Source organism: Nostoc sp. (assembly GCF_036917415.1).
Taxonomy (GTDB): domain Bacteria; phylum Cyanobacteriota; class Cyanobacteriia; order Cyanobacteriales; family Nostocaceae; genus Nostoc.
Window position 1 is genome coordinate 65,182 of record NZ_JBALDJ010000073.1, and the last position, 22,756, is coordinate 87,937.

Sequence of the window (22,756 nt, forward strand, 5' to 3'; positions counted from 1 at the left end):
TGTCTCGAAGCACGACCTAGAGACATATCTTAAAGATTTTGAACAAGCATTTTTATAAATGCATATTTCCAAGTAATCATTTTCTCTGCCTGAAGTTATTGCATTAAGTTGTTTGTTGTATGGCTGCATTGCTAGAGTAAGGTCTGCGCTTGAACGTTGCAAATAAAATTACAACAGCACCAAATGACAAAATAGGAACACCTGAAGTTGGTTCAGCTACAGAGACAGATGAGGTTGGCGTCAAGAGGAAGGCGTGTAATTCACCATTAACTGCACCACGACCGACAATTTGTCCATTATTATTAATGGCAGATGCTGCTGTCAAGGTAAAGCCAGCGTCTGAACCAGGAGCAATCAGGTCATTTAAGTCGTACAAAGTGTTATCACTATAAAGAAAAGCCCGTAAACCATTGCCATCTGCTGCAAAAAAGTTATTGTTAGTACCAGAAAACCCGACTACTTGACCCAAATTATTGATCCCCAAACTAGAACTAAACAAATCTGTAGGACGTAACCTACCGAGGTCTTCGAGTCCTGTGCTGGAACTGTACAAAAAAGCACGAGTATCATTTACGCCAGTGAGTCCCGAACTACCAACTACTTGTCCTGAGTCATTAACATCGTTTGCTTGACTGTACCTGTCACCAGGAAGAGTACCGAGATTAGTGATTATACCGTTGTCGGATAAAAAGGCACGGCTGGAAGAACCGAAAATGCCAACTACCTGACTTTGATTATTTATGCCATAGGCAACATAATTTTCTTTTAAATTATTGTTAATAATAGTCGTCGTACCATTGCTGTATAGGAAAGCGGCTCCGTAGGGAAAGGCAAGTTTTGGGAATATACCGCCACCAGTTGTACCTCCAACTACCTCACCTGAGTCGTTGATAGCATAAGGAATGCCTTTAAGACCGATATTTTGCGTTGTTCCACCACTGTAAATAAAGACGTTATTATCACTGTCGGTCTTACCGATGGAATTACCAACTACTTGCCCCAAGTTATTGATACCACTCACTGCAAGTACATTATCGCCAGGCAACGGACTAATTTTTTTGAGCGAACCATTACTGTAAAAAAAAGAACTGTCCAAAGAATTAATCGCTACTTCACCTGAGTCATTAATGTCTGTAGCGTAACTGTAAGCTTTTCCTGTAAGACTGCCTAAGTCAGTAACTGAGTACAGAGATGCCGCCAATGCCGACTTAGATGCAGTAAGACTGATTGCAGTCAAGGTTATTGCTGTTGTTATATAGGATTTCCACTTAAGTAGAACCATGTTACTTCTCTATGATTTTTTATTCCTTTACCAAATTACCACTGAACAGTAGAGGCGTGAACTGCCGTATCTGGGTAATCGCTAAATACGCCATCAACACCTAAGTTGAAAAATAGTTCATATTCACCTTGAGGATTTCCTTGAAAATCCAGTGGCAAAAAACAGTTTTCATTGCGGAAAGTCCAGACATGAACTAGCAAACCAGCCGCATGAGCATCGATGACTAAAGATGTAGGCGATCGCAATTTACCATTGCTGTCTCTAGGAACCAGTAAATTTTTATGAATCCCAATCGCCTGTGCATATTCAGCAATTTCTGCTAAACCTGATGCTGTGACTAAATCTGTATAGGTGCGTTCGCAGCCACTAACGACAAAATCATAAGGTTTACCACTGTTATTCAGCAATTGCACCAGGGGTAAATCAGTCTTTGTAGATAAATCTTGTAAATTACCCACTTCAAAAGACTGAATGAAAACAGGTGCGTTAGCTCCCTGATAACCGTTAGCTGTTAAAGTTGCAAGTAGGGGTGCTTCTAGGGCTAACCCAATAGATTGAAAGTAAGTTGGGTGCTTAGTTTCTGGGTAAATGCCAATCGCCCGATTAATTTCGCCACTTTTAACCTTGACTAAATCGATGATTTCTTGCAACGTGGGAATTTCTAAGAGTCCATCATAGGCGGTATTTTGCGATGCCTGCGGCGGGCTACGCCTACGCAGTTGAGGAATTCGCTCTTTAGCTCGTAGTGTTTTCAGTTCTTTTAGGGTAAAATCTTCAGTAAACCAGCCAGTTTTTGTTTCGCCATCAATTATTTTGGTGGTTTGCAAGTGAGCAAATTCTGCATGGCTTGCAACATCGGTGGTTTCAGAAATCTCATTTTCATGACGAGCAATTAAAACGGCGTCTTTGGTAAAAACTAAATCAGGTTCAATATAATCAGCCCCTAATGCGATCGCTAATTCATAAGCAGCTAAAGTATGTTCTGGACGATAGCCGCTAGCACCCCGGTGTGCAATGATAATTGGAGATGCGTCTTGCAAAGTTGTAGTCATTACTTTACCCACCTACACAGAAGAAAGCTATCCGTAGTATGTCGTAGAGAAGCAGTGCGCGATTAGGATTTAATGCTGTAGCCATTTATATCAACTAGTAGATATACTTGACCAACCAGTTTGTCAACCGTATTGGGTTAACGATATTGCGTTAATAAGTATCAAAGGTGGATAAATCCAGATCCAATACATTAATCGAGATTCGGAAAAACTCACGATTCAATACAGTTTAGTTTTTTATCGAAACCAGAAAACAAGTATTTTTAGTCTTGCGATCGCTACTCAACCTAAAATTATTTTTAATTTAACTCAGGGTAAGTCAAGACAAATAAAACTGTCTAAAGAGGGTTGTAATTCTTCATTGGTAAGAGTTTAAAGAGTCTTTATCTTGAATAATATAGTTATGTTTATTCATACTGAATTACTTGTTGCTTGATAGTTGAGTTATTCAACAAATATTAAATTAATCAAATCTGCCATACAAATACCACTAAATCGATAAAGTATTAGTCCTATTTAAAAAACTAATTATTGAACAATAAGTATTGCTATTAAATAATAAATCTGTCATATTTAAGAGTCTCATTATTCCCTACCTAAGCAAGTAAATTCAGGAACTAAATCGGCTTTCTATATAATTAACTTTTTCATTGTTCTTTAACAGCAACTTAGTTACACATGAATAGTCTACAATCTGCTAAACCTCCAAAAGTTGATAGTTGTAATAACCAAATTATCCTCGATTACTTTGAGAATGCTTGGCAACTGGAAGAGATATTATTGAAAAGTCTAGTTGGGGAAGAGACATTTTATCTCAATCCCGATCCTTTGAGAAATCCTTTAATTTTTTATCTGGGACATTCGGCTATTTTTTACATCAATAAATTAATTCAGGTGGGATTATTAGAAAAACGCCTCAATCCAGAGTATGAAGTTTTGTTTGAAATTGGAGTCGATCCAGAAAAACCAGAAGAGTTAAATGACGCGATCGCTCATCTAGAATGGCCGCAAGTTTCACAAACTTGGGAGTATCGAGAACAAGCATATTCTGTAATTTCTGAACTAATTAAGACAACCAAGATTATGCCAATTCATCCCAATCATCCTCTTTGGGCTTTAATGATGGGGATTGAACACCAACGTATTCACATTGAAACTTCTTCGATGTTAATTCGCCAACTGCCTATTGAGAGAGTGAAACGTCCTCAAAATTGGGAATATGCCCCTTTTAATGGTTACACTCATCAGAACGAAATGATAGAAGTTGCTGGTGGGGTAATAAAACTCGGTAAAGCTTTAAATGATTCAACTTATGGATGGGATATTGATTATGGCGATCGCACTGTTGAAGTTGCACCCTTTTTCGCCAGCAAATATCTGATTACCAATGGCGATTTTATTTATTTTGTAAAAGCTGATGGCTACGAAAATCAAAAATATTGGGATGAAGAATCTTGGAATTGGAAAACTCGATACAATATTCAATGTCCCAAATTTTGGTTACATGAAAATGGTAGCTACAAATATCGAGCCATGTTTGATGAAATTGACTTACCTCTAGATTGGCCTGTGGAAGTCAATCATTATGAAGCAATGGCTTATTGTCGTTGGCAAGGGAAAAATACTCGCTTAATGAGTGAACCAGAATACCATTTAGCAACTTATGGTAATAATTTATTAGATGATGTCGAAAATTATAATCTCAATTTAAAATTTGGTTCACCTAGTCCCGTTGGAATGTTAGAAACAGCCAAAAGTTCTTCGGGATTGTACGATTTGCGCGGTAACGTTTGGGAATGGTTAAGTGATAACTTAAACCCTCTTCCAGGATATCAACCTCATTTTCTTTATGAAGATAATTCTGCCATCTTTTTTGATGATAAACATCAAATGATGTTAGGAGGGTGTTGGATAACTAATGGTACAGAAGCTTTAAAATATTACCGCAACTGGTTCCGTCCCAATTTTTATCAGCACGCTGGTTTTCGGATTGTTCAAGATATGAAATATTAACAGAATATGCCTCAGTCACATACTATAGGAATAGTATTTGATTTTTGAAAAAATCTAAGTATGTGTAGGGTGTGTTATCGCGTAGCGTAACGCACCTAAAATTCGGAGTGGTGCGTTATGCCAAAGGCTAACGCACCCTACGTGTATTTCAAAAATCAAATATGAGTCCTATATAAGGTTACAGAGATGCAAAAGATTTTGAATTTCTGTTTTGAGATCGAATTTTATCTCAAGATCGCTATTAGTTGTACGATTGTTCAGCAGGTATTTTATTTGCTGTTAAACAATATCGAGATTAACTTTATAACGCAGGTGCTATTGTATTGGCTCCTTGCTTCTATCTCATTTTATAGTATTGGCATTCTCATTGAAAAAGTAATCAAAAGTAACGATGTTTTGAGGGATAAGCTGACTGCAAGAGTCAATACAGTCAAAAATCAACCATTTCCTTCCTTTACTGTCAAAGGCATTATAACAGGAGAAATTAAAGCTTTTCTATCAGCATTCATAATTCTATATCTAGCTCCAGAGGTTCATAGAGGAAATAACTTACTCCTAAATCTTGAATGGTTTTTGATGAGAATAGTTGCTGCTGATTTCTGTTTTTATGTTGCTCATCGGCTCTTGCACACAAGATTCTTGCAGAAAATCCATCTTAAACATCATGAGTTTCGTGACTCATCAAGTTTTGTTGCTGGACACAAGAGTTTGGTTGAATATATTATTGTTGCGATCGCTGACATTTTGCCTATTTTTATATTTGGATATGACATCACTCAACTATGTGCATGGAGCATTATAGGCAATGCTTACAACTTAGAAGGTCATAGTTCTTTGTCAATATTTTTCATTCCATCAGATTTCCACGATCTTCATCATACTTGCTTTCATGGGAACTATGGCATTCAGGGATTCTGGGATAGAATATTCAACACACTAAATCCTCCTACTAAGAAGCCGGGAATTATGTTTCCTGTGAGTTCGATCGAGTATACACTTATTCAGTCATCTATTAGTAAGGATACAGAAAAAATATAATTCAGCTAAAAAAATTATAATATTAATGTTTTGGTAAGCCATTGGATATTTACTCTGGTGAATCTGTTTATTATGATTTTCACTGGTAAATGCGATCGCATAATAAGTACACGGACGGAATGAATACGGTTCGGTTAAGGAGACGCGATAAATCGCCTTCTCTACAATTATTGGGCCGATGGTTTCTTGGCAAAGCCATAGCGTAATCTATCCATAATCCAAGTTTGGAAGTTGTCAATGTAGCTAAATATCACCGGTACTACCACCAGTGTCAACAGAGTAGAAGTTGTAAAACCGCCCATAATGGCAATTCCCATTGGTTGGCGAATTTCAGAACCCGCGCCGATTCCTAATGCTAAGGGCAAAATCCCGGCGATCGTTGCTAAAGAAGTCATTAAAATTGGGCGCAGACGTGACACACCCGATTCTACGAGTGCCTGACGCTGAGTTTTACCTGACTGGATGTTGATGATTGTATAGTCAACTAACAGAATCGAGTTTTTGGTGACAATCCCCAACAGCAACACGATCCCAATCAGGGCATATATTCCCAAGGGTTTTTGAGCAACCATTAACGCTACCAATGCGCCGCCTAAACAAAAGGGTAAGGCTGCCATAATCGATAATGGATGGAGGAAGTTGTTATACAGCAGTACCAGAATTGCATAGATACACATTAATGCCAGCCCCAATGCACCGCCAAAGCGACCGAAAATGTCTTGCATAATTTTGGCACTACCTGATGGTTGCTGTACTACTCCTGGCGGTAAGTTTTGCATTATAGGTAGTTTGTTGATTGTCTGGACTGCCTCTCCTAAAGAAATCCCTTGCAAATTGGCTTCTACAGCAACTTGACGGGCGCGATCGTAACGGTTGATGGTAGCAGGCCCGCTACCAAAGCGGATATCTGCCACTGCTACCAGGGGAACTAATCTACCATTTTGACTGGGGACTTGGAGATTTGTGATTGTGTTGATATCAGCACGCGCTTGCGGATCGATTTGGACGCGAATGGGGATTTGGCGATCGCTTAAATTAAATTTCGCTAAGTTGGCCTCATTATCACCGATGGTGGCAAGGGAAGCAGTCCGAGCGATCGCTTGCACTGTCACCCCCAAATCTGCTGCCCGCTGTGGTTTAGGAATTACCAAAATCTCTGGTTTTACCAAACTTGCAGTAGAAGCTACTTCTACCAATCCAGCTAGCGATCGCATCTGCTTTTCTAAGGCATCAGCAGCTTGATTCAATGCTTCGGGATTTTCACTTCTGAGGACAATTGATAAAGCTTTACGACTGTCCCCCGGTGACTGACTTTGAAAACTAATTCTAGCCCCTGGTATTTGTTCAAAGTCAGGACGCACTTGTTCCTCAAACTGTTTTTGGGAAATATTTCGTTCCTCTCTGGGTTTGAGATTAATCGCCAGAGTGGCAGAATTGATCTCTTCTGTTGCTAGTACGCGTTCAACTACTGGGTTTTGCCGGATAATGTCAGTCGCTTGTGTGACTACCTTGTTAACATCTGACAAAGTGGAACCAGGAGGTAATTCTATAGATACGTTGGAAATTCCAAAGTCGCCATCATCAACGAAACCCTTGGGAATCAGGGGAACCAGCATCAGACTGGCAATAAAAAAAGCGAAAGCGATCGCCATTGTTGTCAATCTATGGCGTAACGCCCACTGTAAAAGCGATCTATAAGGTTGAAAACCCTGACGCTTTTCATCTCCAAGTTTTTTGTTTCCCCAGTTCCTACCTGGAAGTATAAATTTAAAATTAAAGAATTTTATTACTCCCCCTGCTCCCCCTGCTTCCCCTGCCCCCCCTGCTCTTGTACAGACGCGATTAATCGCGTCTCTCTCCTCCTCCTTTAACAGATACGCCCCCATCATCGGCGTAACCATCCGCGCTACCAGAGTTGAGAAAATTGTGGAAACGGCAACGGTAACGCCAAATGGTTGAAAAAATTGCCCCGGAATCCCACCCATAAAGGCAACAGGCAGAAACACTGCAATAATCGTCGCTGAACTTGCGATTACCGCTAACCCTACTTCGTCGGAAGAGTCAAAAGCTGCTTCCCAAGCTGACTTGCCCATAGCCATGTGCCGTTCCATGTTTTCAATTTCCACAACGGCATCATCGACCAAATTGCCCACCGCCAGGGCTAATGCTAACAAAGTCATGTTGTTGAGGGTGTAACCAAGGGCTTGCTGCACTGCGAAGGTGGGAATTATTGATAGTGGCAAGGCAACAGCCGTAATTAATGTTGCTCGCCAGTCCCGCAAAAACACTAAAATAACGATGACCGCCAGCACCGAAGCTTGAATCAACTCATCAATGGTGCTTTGGTAAGATTGGCGGACAATATCGGCTCTAGTAAAAATTAAATCCAGCTTGACATCTGGGGGAAGGGTTTTTTCCAGTTGTTTGACTGCTGCTTTCACTCCTTCTTCCACAGTCACTAGAACGCTGCCAGTACTACGCAAGACTTGAAAAGCTACCACAGGTTGATTATTCAAGCGGGCGGCTTGGCGCACATCACCAAATTTATCTTCTACAGTTCCCAGGCTAGATAAAGGTACGGAACCACCTTGTGGTAAGACGATTTCGTAGGTTTTCAAAATATCGACACTGGTGGCACTTCCTAAAGTACGGATACTTTGTTCGCTACCACCAACTTCGGCACGTCCGCCAGGTAAGTTAATGTTCAAAGCGCGGATTTGGTCATTTACCTGAGTGGCAGTGATCGCTAAAGATTGTAAGCGGTCTGGATTAAGATTAATGCGAATTTCTCGGTCAACACCACCCACGCGCTGAATTTGTGCTACCCCACGAACTCCCAACAAGGCACGGCTAATAGTTTGGTCTACGAGATTGCTTAACTCTTCTACAGAACGCCGATCTGATTTAACTGCGTAAGTAATCACCGGGCCGCCGGAAAATTCCAGGCGTTCCACAATTGGATCGTTAATATCTTGGGGTAAATCTTGACGAATTTGAGCGATCGCATTGCGGACATCATTAGTGGCGCGATCGCTATCTGTACCCAAAACAAAATTGATTGTCGTCTGAGAATTCCCATCGCTGACAGTGGAAATCATGTAATCGATATTGCCCAACCCCGCGACGGCATCTTCAATTTTTTTTGTCACTTGGGATTCTAGTTCTGCTGGGCCTGCACCTGGTTGGGTGACTTTGATCGAAACTGTTGGCACATCAATATTTGGGTTAGTATCAATCCCCAAGGATATGAAGGAAAACCAACCCACTACTGTCAAAATTAAAAATAAAACTATCGTCGGAACAGGTTTTTTAATCGACCAGGCTGAGATATTAAAAGACATCGGGAAATTTTAGATTTTGGATTTGTCATTGGTCATTGGTCATTTGTCATTGGTCATTGGTCATTGGTCATTAGTCATTTGTCATTTGTTATTGGTTATTTTTCCCCATTCCCGATTCCTTATTCCCATTCCCTTCAATCTACAACTCGAACCAGATCGCCATCTTTGAGATAGCCTGCACCATCAACTACAACGCGATCGCCTAACTGTAACCCATTCTTGATTTCCACTGTGTCGTTATTACCAGGATCTCCTAACTCGACTTTCTGGCTGCTGGCTGTATTTTCACCCGATAAGATGAATACAATTACACTTGCGTCAGCTTGGGACTGCACTGCTTTTTGTGGCACTACCATTCTCATCCCTGAGTCAGTTGTAATTGCAGCACTAGCAAACATTCCTGGTTTAAGTAAAGTTGTTGGCGGCAAGTCAATTTTCACTGTCGCCTCACGTCTTTGATCGTTGAGCTGTGGTTGTATATCTCTGACTCGTCCCTGCAATCGCACCCGTCGATCGGCATCAGAAGTAACTTGCACCGATGCGCCAATTTTCACCTGAGTTAGTTGAGTTTCGGGCACCTTCGCCTGAAGTTCTAGCTTTTCATCTCGGATAATCGAAAATAGCTTTTGTGTGCCACCAATCACCGTTCCCACCTGAGTTTGCGGCGGTACGCCAGTGACATCACCGACTCTAGCCAACTTCTCGGCGATTACTCCCGAAACCGGCGCACGTACCACAGTTTGTCCCAACTGAGTTTGCAGTTGTTGTACTTTGGCAGCACTGCTCTTGACATCGGCTTTGGCTTTGTTGACGATCGCTTGGGCGTTATTAATATTGGCTTGGGCACTGCCGATATTAGCTTGGGCGCTACGTATATTTTCTTGGGACAGGTTCACAACTTCTATGGCAGTTTTTACAGCGTAAGAACGAGTATCAAGTTCTTGTTTACTAATCGTCCCAGACTCAGCAAGTTGTTGATAGCGCTGATAATTCTTGGCTGCTTCCTCTAACCTCGCCTTGGCTTGAGCTAAATCAGCTTGTTTTTGCTGGACTATTGCTCTATTTGATGCCAAATCTGCCTGCTTGGATGCCAAATCGGCTTGTTTGGATGCCACATCTGCTTGTTTCGATTCCACATCTGCTTTTGCTTGGCTAATTTGGCTTTGCAGTATGGAACCATCTAACACTGCCAACACTTGAGCTTGTTTGACAAAAGCTCCTTCTTTGACATTTGCTGGGATGCTTTTAATTTGTAAACCGTTTGTTTGCGGTAGCACCGGAATTAAATCACTCGCGGCTACAGTCCCGGTAGTTTTGAGTGTACGGACAACACGAGCGGTTTCGACTGTGGCGATGGTGACTGTCATCGCTGGGTTAACTTTTTTATCCGCTACCGGACTTTGTTGATGGGATGGAAAACGATTTAATACACTCATCCCAACCAAGGCGATCGCAATTCCTAAACCAGTACCTAAGAATAATGGCTTCAACCACCCCCTGGTTTGTTTTTGCTCTGATTTGCTCAAAAAACTCCTATCTTCAGAGGTTATAGCTTCTTCCACCTCAACTTCTGAAAGACTTTCATCGCTCACAGTTTCACCTCTACTTTCTGCCTATGCATACCAAATCTTGGTATTTTCTTAAGAAAACTTGAAGTTTATTTACTTCGATATCAACTATGACGCATTTCATCGTAAATGTCTTTTATTTGCAATAGTATATAATACAACTTTTAGACTAAGAGAAATTACTGTTAAAAAATAATAAAAATTTTTATGTAGATTATGATACAAAAAATTATTTCATCTCATAGAGCTACTCTATGTCACACACCATCTGTATTTAGATCGCTGTCAACCAATGGTTAGATATGAAAAACTGATATAGCTCATCTAGATTTATCTAATTATAATCGAAAGTATTTATGTACCTTGGTACACCAGGCAATTATTTTTTACACGTAATCAATTTTTCCTCTAAAACCTTTGTGTTGCCAGGAGACCATGTATCCAGATATAGATAAAGCTAGCGTCTACAGCTACACGTGAGTTACAAAGGAGCAAACTCCATTGCCTTAAATTCCAGCAAGGGTAGCCTTGATTATGGAATTTTGAAATCAATCAAATCAATAAAAAATTGATATTTACCAGAGTAAGCAGATATGTTCAATGCCACTGAAATTTTAATTGATGCCTTCGTAAATGAAATTCGAGACGGTTACCGCCGCACTTACGGCTGCTTTAAAAATGATTATCAGGACATTATCGCCTGGGCAGGTAACATGGCTTTGGAAAACATTGCCAATAGCGATGCCCTTTATCACAATGTTGAACACACTGTCTTAGTCACCCTGGTGGGACAAGAAATTTTACGTGGCAAACACATCAGGGAAGGCGGTGTTTCTAGTGAAGACTGGTTGCATTGCATTATTTCTTTAGTCAGTCATGATATTGGTTATGTTAAGGGAGTTTGCCGACAAGACCGAGAAACAGCAAACTTATATGCCACAGGTAAAAATGGCAAAATGATTTCTGTGGCTGCTGGCGCTTCTGATGCCAGTCTGACACCGTATCATGTTGATAGAGCCAAGCTGTTTATTGATGAGCGTTTTGGAGGTCATAAGTTAATAGACGCTGAGGCAATTAAGAGCAATATTGAATTGACTCGATTTCCCGTGCCTGCGGCAGAGGATCATCAAGATACGAAGTGCTTTGCAGGATTAGTACGTGCTGCTGATTTGATTGGTCAACTAAGCGACCCGCGTTACCTAAAGAAAATTACTTCTTTATTTTACGAATTTGAAGAAACTGGTGTAAATAAAGTTTTGGGCTATAAAACTCCTGCCGATTTGCGTAACAACTACGCTAAGTTTTACTGGAATGGCGTCTATCCTTATATCCAAGAAGGACTGCATTACCTATCATTGACACAACAGGGAAAACAAATTCTCGCTAATCTTTACTCAAACGTATTTGTTGTGGAACATGAAAAACAACAGGAAGAACAGCAGCGGTATTTAGAGAAGTTAGCAGTTAAGAGTTAAAAGAGACGCGATTAACCCTTGTCTGTACAGGGGTTGGGAGTTGAAAATTATTAATCATGAGTTATGAATTAAGATAAAAGCTTAATAACTCATAACTTATAACTCCTAACTACTAACTACTATGGATTGGTGGCGACGACTTAAGAAAAATCCTTTGGCACGCTTTGGGGCAATTTTGCTGTTAATTTTCTATATAGGAGTAATTGCAGCTGATTTCGTAGCTCCTTATGACCCCTATGCTTCACAGCCTAATGGTTCACTGCTGCCACCAACTAAGATACACTGGGTTTCTCAGTCAGGGCAGTTTACCGGGCCTTATGTTTATCCGACGACTCAGGGAGATACCAATTTAGATACAGGCGATCGCCAACTCATTGTAGACTCAAAAAAGCCCTCACCTTTGCGTCTATTTGTTTCCGGGCCGGAATACCGATTGTTGCAGATGAGTTTGCCATTACCCCCAAAGTGGGATGAAGTCACAATCTTTTCTGGTATCCCCTTAAATTGGCATTTATTTGGCACAACAAGTGGCGCAAAAGTCAATATTTTCGGCACTGATGACCAAGGCCGCGACCAATTTAGTCGCCTGCTGCATGGCGGTCGCATCAGTATGTTTATCGGCATTTTTGGCATTATTATTACCTACCCCCTCGGTTTGCTTATCGGGGGAATTTCCGGCTATTTCGGCGGTGTAACTGATAGCATCATTATGCGCTTGGCAGAAGTGCTAATGACTTTCCCTAGTATTTATCTTTTGGTAACATTGGGCGCAGTCTTACCAGCGGGTTTAAGTAGTACCCAGCGCTTTTTGCTAATTGTGGTGATTACTTCGGTTATTAGCTGGGCTGGTTTAGCACGGGTGATTCGGGGACAGGTACTATCACTTAAAGAGCGAGAATTTGTTCAAGCAGCGCGTGCGATGGGTGGGAACCCAATTTATATAATTATCCGTCATGTTTTGCCACAAACGGCTAGTTATGTAGTTATCTCTGCTACCCTAGCAATTCCCAGCTTTATTGGCGCAGAGGCGATATTGAGTCTCATCGGTTTAGGAATTCAACAACCAGACCCCTCTTGGGGCAATATGTTATCTCTGGCTAGCAATGCTTCAATTTTGGTACTGCAACCTTGGTTAATCTGGCCGCCGGCTGTGTTGATTATCCTCACAGTGCTGGCATTCAACTTACTCGGTGATGGGCTAAGAGATGCACTCGATCCTCGTAGTTTAAGAAGATAAGCCCTCAATAATAGCAAATGCGATCGCTGAAATAACAAATGCGTACGCCGAAATAGTAAATGCGAACGCCGAAATAACAAATGCGAACGCCGAAATAACAAATGCGTACTCCGAAATAACAAATGCGAACGCCGAAATAACAAATGCGAACGCCGAAATAACAAATGCGAACGCCAAAATAACAAATGCGATCGCCAAAGTAACAAATGCGATCGCCAAAGTAACAAATGCGATCGCCAAAGTAACAAATGCGATCGCCAAAGTAACAAATGCGATCGCCAAAGTAACAAATGCGATCGCCGAAATAGCAAATGCGTACGCCAAAATAGCAAATGCGTACGCCGATATAACAATTGCGTACGCCGACAGCAAATTTCAAGAGTGTCTAAAGTAGTCGCATTAATATCTGCTTATTGACATTAAGTTAGCGATCACTTCCCGTCTTGGAGAATAAACGAAACCAGAAATGCTGATTTTGTCGTTGTCCCTTGACGTTGGTTTTGATCAAGAGTAATTTAGATGCGTTTGTCCTGCTCTCCCCCTGAAAGGTTATGATCGCTCCTTCACTTAACTAGCAACTTGGGTTATTATATCTAAAACATCTAAAGCTGTTTTGTGCTTGATGACTTTTCTAAATGCATATATAAGTTAATTCTACTGACAACTATTGAGAATTTAGAGAAGTAGACGGTTAACCAAAATTGTATAGGAATTAACTTTTTTAGAGAAAAAAGCTGAAGAGGTAGGTTTTATGACTCACAATCCAGACGGAATTTCCCTATCCAATACTGGTTCAATGGGTGGCGGTCAACAAGCTGCGACGGGTAAGAATAACTCACAGACAATGACAAGCCAAACAAATGTACCTGCTGGTCAACAATTAACTCAACAACAAGTCATCCAGATGCTTGCACAGATTGAGGACATGATTCGTAGTGCAAAACTACCACCAGATGCCCAAAAAAAAGCGATCGCGTATCTTAGTGCAGCAAAAATGGCAACTGAAGAAGCGGAACCAAATAAAGAACTAGTTGCAACCAACCTAGGAGGCGTGGCTAAAACCTTAAATGGTGTCAGTCAAAACGAAGGTGAAGGCAAGACTCTTTGGGAAAAAGTAAAGCCTATCTTGTTGAAAGTGACTGACTGGTTGGGTCAAGCAATAGCAGGTTCTCTTTTGGGCATCCTGTTCAAGTAAACGGCTGTCTAGGTTTGTATGTCTCTATGCACTACAACATCTAATAATATTATGCGTATAATTGTGCGTATGGCTGCATCATCGAAAGAAGCTCAAGCAATTAATACCGTTAGAGGTTGTTTGAAAAGTACTTGGCTGTGATTTTAGGCAGTTATTGATCCCCCCTAACCCCCCTTAAAAATGGGGGAACTGGAATCAAAGTCCCCCTTTTTAAGGGGGATTTAGGAGGATCTAAAAGTGTTTGATACATTACTAAGAACTTTTCAAAGATCCTCTTAGTAGCTAAGAATCTCAAAAGCATAAGAAAAACACTCAAAACTACAAATGAAACTAAGGAATTAAACTAGGGTTAAATACAGGGCGAACGCACGGGATTTGTGAAAACCTTGCTGGATAAGGATATTGACGAAAAAATAGGCTAAATTTAAAAACACTGAAACCTTTGCTATTAAAGGATTCTTATACTTTAGATGCGTTTGCCCTGGGGTTAGATATGGCTAAGAACTTGTTTGGATTCTAGTAAGGCAAGCTAATGAATCAACCTGTGCCTCCTGACTCTGATTCCAATGAACCATCAACACCTAATTCAGATATTCAGATATCGAATACGTCAAAATTAGATGGTGGGCAGCAGGGTATTCAGGGAGACGGTAATACCCAGACTCAGGACAATAAAAAATTGTCTGGCAACATCATTATGGTTAACCTTGTGGTTAACTTTTTTTCCGGGAATATGTTGCCTTGGAGGCAGGAAACTGCTTTAAGTGGGGATAAGCAAGAGGAGCGCGATCGCAATAATTTTCTAGATAAGGTAAACAATAGCTGGATCAAAGGCGTATTGAAGAACTCCTTGCAAGATGAGGTACTAATTGAACTGGGACTACAAGAACAACTTGACGCTGTGGATACCCCTGCGAGGTGGACTTGGGAAACCTCTAGACAAGAGCAGCAAATCCTGCCACCAGGTACAAAAGTAATTGACAAATTTGAGAGTTTGGGTTCTGATTGCAGCCTCTTGATTTTAGGAGATCCGGCATCAGGCAAAACTATAACTCTGCTGAAACTTGCCAGTGATTTGATTGAGCGTGCCAGGGGAGATGTCAGCCTACCGATGCCAGTAGTATTAAACTTATCTTCTTGGAAAGGGCAAACTCTTGATGATTGGCTAGTCGAAGAACTGAATAATAAATATGAGATTCCCAGAAAAATTGGTAAAGACTGGGTAAGCAAAGATCAACTACTGCTATTGTTGGATGGGTTAGATGAGGTAAGATATAACCGAATTGGCTGCGTTCAGGCGTTAAATCAATTTATAAATAACCACAGACACACAAAGATAGTAGTGTGTAGCCGGATAAAGCAATATAAAGCCCTCAATCGCGCTTTAAACTTCTCTGCTGCCATCCGCTTACTACCACTGACACAAGAGGAAATTCATAATTATCTTGATGAACTTGATAAACTTGGTAGTCAGGGTTTGGCAAAAGTTCGCACAGCATTGATAAATGATACTCAGCTACAAGAGTTAGCTAAATCGCCACTAATGCTGAATATCATCATCCTCGTTTACAAGTCATCACCTGATGTAACAACACCTTTGCCCAAGAAAACAACACTATCCTTAAATCCGATTACTGTCGTTTTTAACTTGATTAAAAGCTTGAAAGAATCTATTTTCGGTCAGAGCAATGCTGATGACCTGACTCCAGAACCAGGACAAGCATTGGCTAACCAGGAAGAACTACGCCAACGCCTGTTTAATGAGTATATTAGACTGATGGTCTTAAGACATAGCATTAAAGAAGAAAATGATAAGCAGTGGCTAATTTGGTTAGCGAAAAGAATGAAAGAGAACTCTCAAACAGTCTTTTCAATTGAGGATATGCAGCCAAGCTGGTTCCAAAAAGATTCTCAACAGAGAAGAGTATACCATTTTGCAGTCATGCTAATTGTGCGGTTACTCTCTGGGTTGTCTGGTGGGCTAATTGCTAGTTTATTCAATTATAGTCCTCAACCAATAAATTCTTCACTTGTTTACATATGCATGGGAGCAATAGCTGGATTGATATCTGGAGTGATCAGTGAGCTATTCACACAATTCAATTTTGGGGTGATAAATAAATGGAAACATCGTAGACACGACGTTATAGATTTTAGTGGCATATTCGGTAGAATATTTAGACAAATATCTGAGATATTTACACGACTCAATTTAGATGTAGTATCTCGGCTATTGACAGGGTTGAGTTCAGAAGTAGAAGCTTTAAACTTCAAACTAAGCTTTGAGTTAATATTAATATTTGAACTGTTTATATGTATAGCAAGCCTGTATTTAACAAGTTTCCTATTCTCAGAAACAACAATAACACCTATTTTAGAAACTCCCCTTTTTGTATTCATTGTTTTGTTCATAACTCAGCGTACAGACATTGAAAATATAAGGCCAACAGATAGTATAAATTTGTCATTCTCAGAAGCCAAAAAAAAGTTTTTTATTGGAATGATATTAGGAATATTTTCTGGTATAATATTACTAATTACTGGAATGATAGTTACGTTTAATAATCCAAGTTTTACAATCAAGAATGTTTGGTTTAATGAGTTTTTATATCAAACTGCCAAAATGCTTTATATTAAAAGATTTAATCTAGAAATTATTATTAAAATATTATCTGGTTTACTAATGTTAGGTTTTTTTGTTGGGCTATGGGTCGGTTTGGTGTTAGGAGTAGAAAAAAAAGATTTTGTAGAGAAAGGTAATAAAATTACTAACCAAGGAATTTGGAACTCAGTAATAAATTCTATCAATTTAATAACAGTTGGTGGATTGATTGGTGCGTTGATTAGTGTGGTAGTATGGATTTTTTTTCATATGTATCCAGGCATAATTTGGTGGGTTCATTATGGAAATGATCCTTTTTCTGATGGACTAATTTTTTCACTAGTAGTTGGCTCCATAATTGGGTTGATTAATGGTCTAATTGGTGGAGATAATTCAGGTTTAGTTTGCATTAAACACTTTGTTTTACGTGTTATTCTTTGCAGAAGTGGCAATATTCCTTGGGACTACGCTCGTTTTCTCGATTATGCAACTGAACGCATTCTTTTGCAAAAAGTTAGTGGTAGTTACATTTTTATCCACAGACTGCTATTAGAGCATTTTGCCCGAATGCCTTCCGCTGATCAGTCAGCAAGTGAGTGAAACTGTGATTTTGCTTGTTTTATTTCTTTGTCTTTCTCTGATTGGACTGACTACCTACTTAGTTTTTTTACGACGTGCGATCGCCGATATGCAACTAAGTCCATCAAAGGAGGTAATACTTAAAGATACTTTTAATTTTAGATTACCAACAGTTTCAGTAATTATTCCTGCTTATAACGAAGCAGATAATATCCAAGAATGTGTCATATCTATTTTAAACAGCACTAGCTTGTCAGTTGATAACCTTGAAGTCTGGGTAGTAGACGATCAATCAACTGACGAAACTCTGACAATCTTGAAACGACTTCAGCAAAATCTTAGTGATTTACGATTGAAGATTATATGTGGACTACCTCGACCAGAAAAACAAGTTTGGATAGGCAAAAACTGGGCTTGTGCTCAAGCTGCTGAACGTTCTTGTGGAGAATACTTACTCTTTATTGATGCTGATGTCCGATTGAAACTAGGGGCAATTGAAACGGTTATTCATAAAGCAGAAATAGAAAAGACTGACTTACTGAACTGTATACCAGCACTCGTTTGTGATTCTCTCGCAGAGTGGTTAGTACAGCCATTGATATTCATCAATATGCTGATTGCTTTTAACTCTACGGTTGTAAAAAACCCTAATACAAAGACAGCGTTTGCAGCAGGGCCTTTCATGCTGTTTCGGCACTCAGCCTATAATCAAATAGGAGGACATTGTGCAGTAGCCAGTAAGGTTGCTGAAGATGTTGCTCTGGCACAACTTATTAAACACAGTGGTTTAAAATTGCAATATGTACTAGGGGCAGATTTAGCTACATTACGAATGTATCGCTCTTGGGGAGCACTCTGGGAAGGTTGGACTAAAGTTTTGTACTCAGGTGCTCAACGGAATTTTTGGATAATGTTGTATTTAGCTCTGGTGATGTTAAGCATTTACTCGATTCCCTGGCTAGGATTGGTAATTTTGCTTGGTAAAAGTCTTTTGATTGGATGGGGAACGCTTGACTTGCTTGCAATTTGTCTAGCTTTGAGCGCAATTCTCCTTCAGTACAGTTTGCGAACCCTAGCTTCCCAGGCATTTTACAGTTCTTCAAAATACTGGTGGCTACATTGGTTGGGAGGTTTATTGGTTGCTTTGATTGCTATTGTTTCGGTTATTAAGACTGAAACTGGCTGGGGTTGGACTTGGCGAGGTCGATCACTCAAACAAAAGTAAAAATCATGACTTTTCAAACATCCTCTAATATCGAATTCGCGGATCTACATAAGCATTTAAAATATCAATCAAAATGCTGGCACTGACAACGATCGCACCAAAAAAGACTAGCACTCCCTGGACTGTGGGATAATCGCGATCGGCGATCGCTTGATACAATCGATTAGCTAACCCAGGCCAAGAAAATGTTACCTCTGTCAAAATCGCTCCACCCAACAGAGACGCAAAGGTTAATCCCAAGACTGTAATCACTGGAATTAAAGCATTTTTTAAAGCGTGGGAGGCTAAAATTTTATTTTCACCAATACCTCTGGCTCTAGCGGCTTCTACATAATCGGCTTGCAAGGTTTGCTTTAAATTCACTCGCACAATTCGCTCAAAAATTCCACTAAGCAAAATTCCTAGTGTGAGACTTGGTAGAGCAAGATGGTGCAAAGATGCGAAAAACTGGGTGAAATTTCCACCGAGTAGGCTATCAATTGTATACAATCCAGTCACAGGAGTGGGCGCTGGAAGATTGGGCGGAAAGCGATTGGAATTAGGAAACCAACCGAGTTGGACTGAGAAAATCAACTGCAAAAGCATTCCCGCCCAAAACATGGGAAGTGCGTAGGTGATGATACCAAATAAGCGTCCTCCGATATCGAAATATGTCCCAGGACGAGAAGCTGAAAGAGTCCCAACTGCGATTCCGACGATGAGTGCAACCGCCATACTACATACTGCTAACTCCACCGTCGCCGGGAAATATTGTCCAATTATGTCCCAAACATTCTGTCCGCGACTCATTAAAGAAGTTCCCAAGTCAAAGCGTAGTATGCTTCCCAAATAATTAAGATATTGTAGCCACAAAGGAAGGTTTAAACCGAGTTGTTTTCGCAATTCTTCTTTAGCTGCTTCTGGCGCACGTCCACCAAGAATTGCATCTGCTGGATCTCCTGGTGTTGCTCTTAGTAAAAGAAATACAATGGTAATAATCGTTAATAGCTGAAGTGGTGCAAGAAGCAACCGAGAAACAATGTAATATTGTAAAGCTTTAGAACGGGACATAAGCAATTTAAAGTGTAAAATTAAAAATGCACTTTTGGTAACTATTTTGGCTATCAATTAGACTTCTTGCATGAATCAAAAGCCCTCACCCTAAATTGGGAGAAGGGGTTGGGGGATGAGGGCAAATTTTGCATTTGTGCAAGAGGTCAATTAGATATACATTAAACATGAAATATTTTATTGAATAGTCAAAAGCCAATGGTCAACAGTTATTGCTAATGACTAATGACTAATGACTACTTTTTAAGTGTCTGGTAAATCAGAATTTGGGTAGGGTTAAGTTCCACGCCACTAACACCATTTCGGGCAAATACATAGTCTTTGTTTTGCCATAAGGGAACGTAAGGTACATCAGTAGTAACTTGCGTTTGAATTTCTGTAAAAATTTTCTGACGCGCTTCGGGGTTTTGTTCTTTGCGTTGCCCATCAATCAGTTTATTTATGGCTTCGCTATAGTAAAACGAACCCTGAGTTTGACTGCCTCCATCTTCGCATCCTTTAGCAGCTGAACCTTTGTCACAAGACAAAAATGGTTGAACGTAATTATCTGGATCTAAAAAGTCTGGATACCAATCAAGTAAAGCTGCCGGATACAAACCCTTGGCAATATCTTTAAAGAAGGCAGGCCCTTCAGCTTGGGTAACTTCAAATTGCAGTATTCCATCCATTTTGACATCCACAAGGGATTTGAGTGTCTGTGCTGCCAAACTACGAGTAGGTGAACTAGAAGGATACCAAACTTGCACTTTTGCAGGATTTTCTTTGGAGAAGCCAGCAGTAGTTAATAATTTTTTAGCTTGATCGAAGTTAGCATCGCCATATTTATCTTTGAATAATGGCACAGAAACTTTAAATGTTGTGGGAATCATGCTATAAAGCGGATCTGCTTGACCAAGTAATACTCGCTCGTTTAAAAGTGGACGGTCAATTATGGACGCGATCGCTTGTCTTACCTCTAATTTATCTAAAGGCTTTTGATTCCGGTTTAATACCAGATAACTTACTACACTACCCTCAGCCGCGATCGCTTGCCAATCCCCTTTTTTACCACCTTCTTCCAAGCTCCGATTTTGATCTGGCTGTAGCGACAAATAAGCTACATCCACTGCACCTGTACGGAAAGCATTAAACAAATTAACCGGACTAGTTTGAATTTGGAGATTAACACCTTTGTTAACTGGTTTTTCTCCCCAATATTTATCAAACGCATCAAATCGGATGGAATCAGTACCATACTGTCCTAATTTATAAGGGCCAGTTCCCACAAAAATATTTGGCTTGAATCTACCAGCGCCGACTTCGTAAGCTTTTGGTGAAACGGCACACACTCCAGGAAATGCCAGTAGTGAGGGAAAAGCTGCAAAGGACTTTTTCAGCTTGATTGTCAACTCATACTCGCTTGTAGGTTTTATCGAATCTACTATATCAGCTAGTAAGAATGAGGGTTTTCCTTTATTTTCAATAAAGCGCTGGATGGTAAAAGCCATTGCTTGAGCGTTGAAGGGAGTCCCATCGTGAAAAACTACTCCCTGACGTAAGGGGATGGTATAAGTTAAGCCGTCTTGACTAACTTTGGGTAATGCTGTAGCTAGTTGGGGTTTAATTTCGGTGCTTCCTGATTCGTAGTTGTAGAGGCGATCGCTCATATTAAACACCAAACCTAAAGATGCTAACTCATAAGCGTCAGCCGGATCGAGGGTTCTTGGCTTTGCTGTTGTACCTATCGTAATCCGACCATTACCTGTAGGGGTATTTACAGAACCGGATGGTGGCGTACTTGACTGTGGACGAGGAGCACAACTAACAACCAAAAATAAACATAAATAGAACAAAGATAGGAATTGTGTAATCCGACCCCACCGTTTCACGAACAAGGAAAACCAGGTCATAGCAATAATATATTTCATATCAGCGGTCAGCAATTTTACTACATTTGTGACTCTTGTGCTGAATTTTTACAATTTATAGTAGTTCTTGTTTCGATGGAACGCGGGCTTTGGTTGGCAAAGCCTCAAGCTTAAGTATGTAACTGTAAAAAATATAATTTTTACAGTTAAGTAAGAGAGAATTCGACTTGACATTATGACTCCGTAGCAGTCTAAATCAAAAAATTGTGACGGATACTCAACTTCATGATTAAGTTTCTTGCGACTGTGCAATGTCTACGACAGGCTACGCCTACGCACTATTTTGTTACAAAAAATCATTGAGAAAATACATAATTTGAAATTTTTCAATTTAATATTTGTTAAGTACTGAAAAGTTTTTATTTAATTAAAATTTTCAACATTGGCTAAAATTGTCGTAAATTCCTAGTTAATAGGAAAATTAGGTCTTGTTAAGCTTTGACCTAAGCTCAATTAGTGTACGTTGAAATTTTACCTGTTGCTGCTTGGGCACAGACACTGATGATAAAGCGTTTTATCGTTAAGATCGGCCGTATTCTCAAAAAGAAGAGTGTTTGAACATCAGCGACTAAGGCGATCGCGATATCGTTAACAGCAGATTGAAAGTCTAATAGTGAGACTAAGACCGTGAAGTATTTCTTTCTATCTGAGGGATGGGCAGTTGCAAGAGTCTGGGCATCTGATGGACTCTGGCAAATAACCGCATGGCGACGCCAACCAGATATTCAGCGAATGAATATTTGTTTAGTCGAAGAAAATGAATTGCTCTGGCTTTATCGAGTTGAAGAAGCCGTTTTAACCGTGGAAGTCAAGCCAACAACAGCAGTAATTGCCAGTCAGACCATCGGTCAAGTAGTACTCAAGCGTCTGATGAGCGCCGAACAGGTAATCGAACGCCTGAGTACAGCTGAGGCGAAGTGTCAATTGCAAAATATCCAGTTGGTGGTTCAGTAGATATTGGAGCATTGGGCATTGGGCATTTGTCATTTGTCATTTGTCATTTGTCATTGGTCATTTGTCATTTGTTAGGAGTTAGGAGTTAGGAATTAGGAATTATTTTTCCCCTGCTCCCCCTGCTCCCCCTGCTCCCCCTGCTCTCCCTGCTCTCCCTGCCCCCTGCCCCCTGCCCCCTGCCCCCTGCCCCCCCTGCTCCCCTGCTCCCCACTTCTGGTAAAGAAAAGATAAGCAAATT

15 protein-coding genes are annotated in these 22,756 nt (G+C 40.3%); 8 read left to right on the plus strand and 7 right to left on the minus strand.

Annotated features, from left to right (window positions below; translation table 11 throughout):
* Positions 1 to 103: 103 nt before the first annotated feature.
* Complete coding sequence (locus V7K41_RS14660; RefSeq protein ID WP_334849205.1) at positions 104 to 1,237, minus strand: DUF3466 family protein; 1,134 nt, start codon at positions 1,235 to 1,237, stop codon at positions 104 to 106.
* A gap of 80 nt (positions 1,238 to 1,317) precedes the next feature.
* Positions 1,318 to 2,334 (minus strand): glycerophosphodiester phosphodiesterase, encoded by a 1,017-nt coding sequence (locus tag V7K41_RS14665; protein WP_334849207.1) that lies wholly within the window; start codon positions 2,332 to 2,334, stop codon positions 1,318 to 1,320.
* Positions 2,335 to 3,012: 678 nt separating this feature from the next.
* Here V7K41_RS14665 and ovoA point away from each other — a divergent pair.
* Complete coding sequence (gene ovoA, locus V7K41_RS14670) at positions 3,013 to 4,347, plus strand: 5-histidylcysteine sulfoxide synthase (protein WP_334849209.1); 1,335 nt, start codon at positions 3,013 to 3,015, stop codon at positions 4,345 to 4,347.
* Positions 4,348 to 4,533: 186 nt separating this feature from the next.
* Positions 4,534 to 5,385, plus strand: a complete 852-nt coding sequence (locus V7K41_RS14675) for a sterol desaturase family protein (protein ID WP_334849211.1) — start codon at positions 4,534 to 4,536, stop codon at positions 5,383 to 5,385.
* A gap of 167 nt (positions 5,386 to 5,552) precedes the next feature.
* Here the strand turns inward: V7K41_RS14675 and V7K41_RS14680 are convergent, their stop codons facing one another.
* Together V7K41_RS14680 and V7K41_RS14685 are read right to left on the minus strand one after the other, a co-directional pair.
* A complete protein-coding gene (locus V7K41_RS14680; protein WP_334849213.1) occupies positions 5,553 to 8,726 on the minus strand; it encodes an efflux RND transporter permease subunit in 3,174 nt (1,057 codons plus the stop codon).
* 134 nt (positions 8,727 to 8,860) lie between these two features.
* Entirely contained in the window at positions 8,861 to 10,318 is a 1,458-nt protein-coding gene (locus tag V7K41_RS14685) for an efflux RND transporter periplasmic adaptor subunit (RefSeq protein ID WP_334849214.1), read from the minus strand.
* A 569-nt stretch (positions 10,319 to 10,887) separates the two neighbouring features.
* Between V7K41_RS14685 and V7K41_RS14690 the strand changes: the two genes are divergently transcribed.
* Positions 10,888 to 11,769: an Npun_R2479 family HD domain-containing metalloprotein gene (locus V7K41_RS14690; RefSeq protein ID WP_104908142.1), complete on the plus strand. Its 882-nt coding sequence runs from the start codon at positions 10,888 to 10,890 to the stop codon at positions 11,767 to 11,769.
* Between the two features lie 121 nt (positions 11,770 to 11,890).
* A complete protein-coding gene (locus V7K41_RS14695) occupies positions 11,891 to 13,006 on the plus strand; it encodes an ABC transporter permease (protein ID WP_334849216.1) in 1,116 nt (371 codons plus the stop codon).
* Here the strand turns inward: V7K41_RS14695 and V7K41_RS14700 are convergent.
* Positions 12,995 to 13,330 carry a hypothetical protein gene (locus V7K41_RS14700; RefSeq protein WP_334849218.1) on the minus strand — a complete coding sequence of 112 codons (336 nt, stop codon included), beginning with the start codon at positions 13,328 to 13,330 and terminating at the stop codon, positions 12,995 to 12,997. The genes V7K41_RS14695 and V7K41_RS14700 overlap by 12 nt on opposite strands.
* Before the next feature lie 427 nt (positions 13,331 to 13,757).
* Between V7K41_RS14700 and V7K41_RS14705 the strand changes: the two genes are divergently transcribed.
* The 3 genes from V7K41_RS14705 (at position 13,758) to V7K41_RS14715 (ending at position 18,607) form a co-directional block, all read left to right on the plus strand.
* Entirely contained in the window at positions 13,758 to 14,201 is a 444-nt protein-coding gene (locus V7K41_RS14705; RefSeq protein ID WP_334849219.1) for a hypothetical protein, read from the plus strand.
* 901 nt (positions 14,202 to 15,102) lie between these two features.
* Positions 15,103 to 17,403 carry an NACHT domain-containing protein gene (locus V7K41_RS14710; RefSeq protein WP_334849221.1) on the plus strand — a complete coding sequence of 767 codons (2,301 nt, stop codon included), beginning with the start codon at positions 15,103 to 15,105 and terminating at the stop codon, positions 17,401 to 17,403.
* Positions 17,404 to 17,407: 4 nt separating this feature from the next.
* Positions 17,408 to 18,607: a glycosyltransferase gene (locus tag V7K41_RS14715; protein WP_334849223.1), complete on the plus strand. Its 1,200-nt coding sequence runs from the start codon at positions 17,408 to 17,410 to the stop codon at positions 18,605 to 18,607.
* Between the two features lie 24 nt (positions 18,608 to 18,631).
* Here V7K41_RS14715 and V7K41_RS14720 read toward each other — a convergent pair whose 3' ends face one another.
* Positions 18,632 to 19,657: an ABC transporter permease gene (locus V7K41_RS14720; protein WP_334849225.1), complete on the minus strand. Its 1,026-nt coding sequence runs from the start codon at positions 19,655 to 19,657 to the stop codon at positions 18,632 to 18,634.
* A 236-nt stretch (positions 19,658 to 19,893) separates the two neighbouring features.
* On the minus strand, positions 19,894 to 21,546 hold the full coding sequence (locus V7K41_RS14725) for an ABC transporter substrate-binding protein (RefSeq protein WP_334849386.1): 1,653 nt from the start codon (positions 21,544 to 21,546) through the stop codon (positions 19,894 to 19,896).
* Positions 21,547 to 22,191: 645 nt separating this feature from the next.
* On the opposite strand from V7K41_RS14725, the gene V7K41_RS14730 reads away from it, so the two are divergent.
* Positions 22,192 to 22,518: a hypothetical protein gene (locus V7K41_RS14730; RefSeq protein ID WP_334849226.1), complete on the plus strand. Its 327-nt coding sequence runs from the start codon at positions 22,192 to 22,194 to the stop codon at positions 22,516 to 22,518.
* The last annotated feature ends 238 nt before the right edge of the window (positions 22,519 to 22,756 follow it).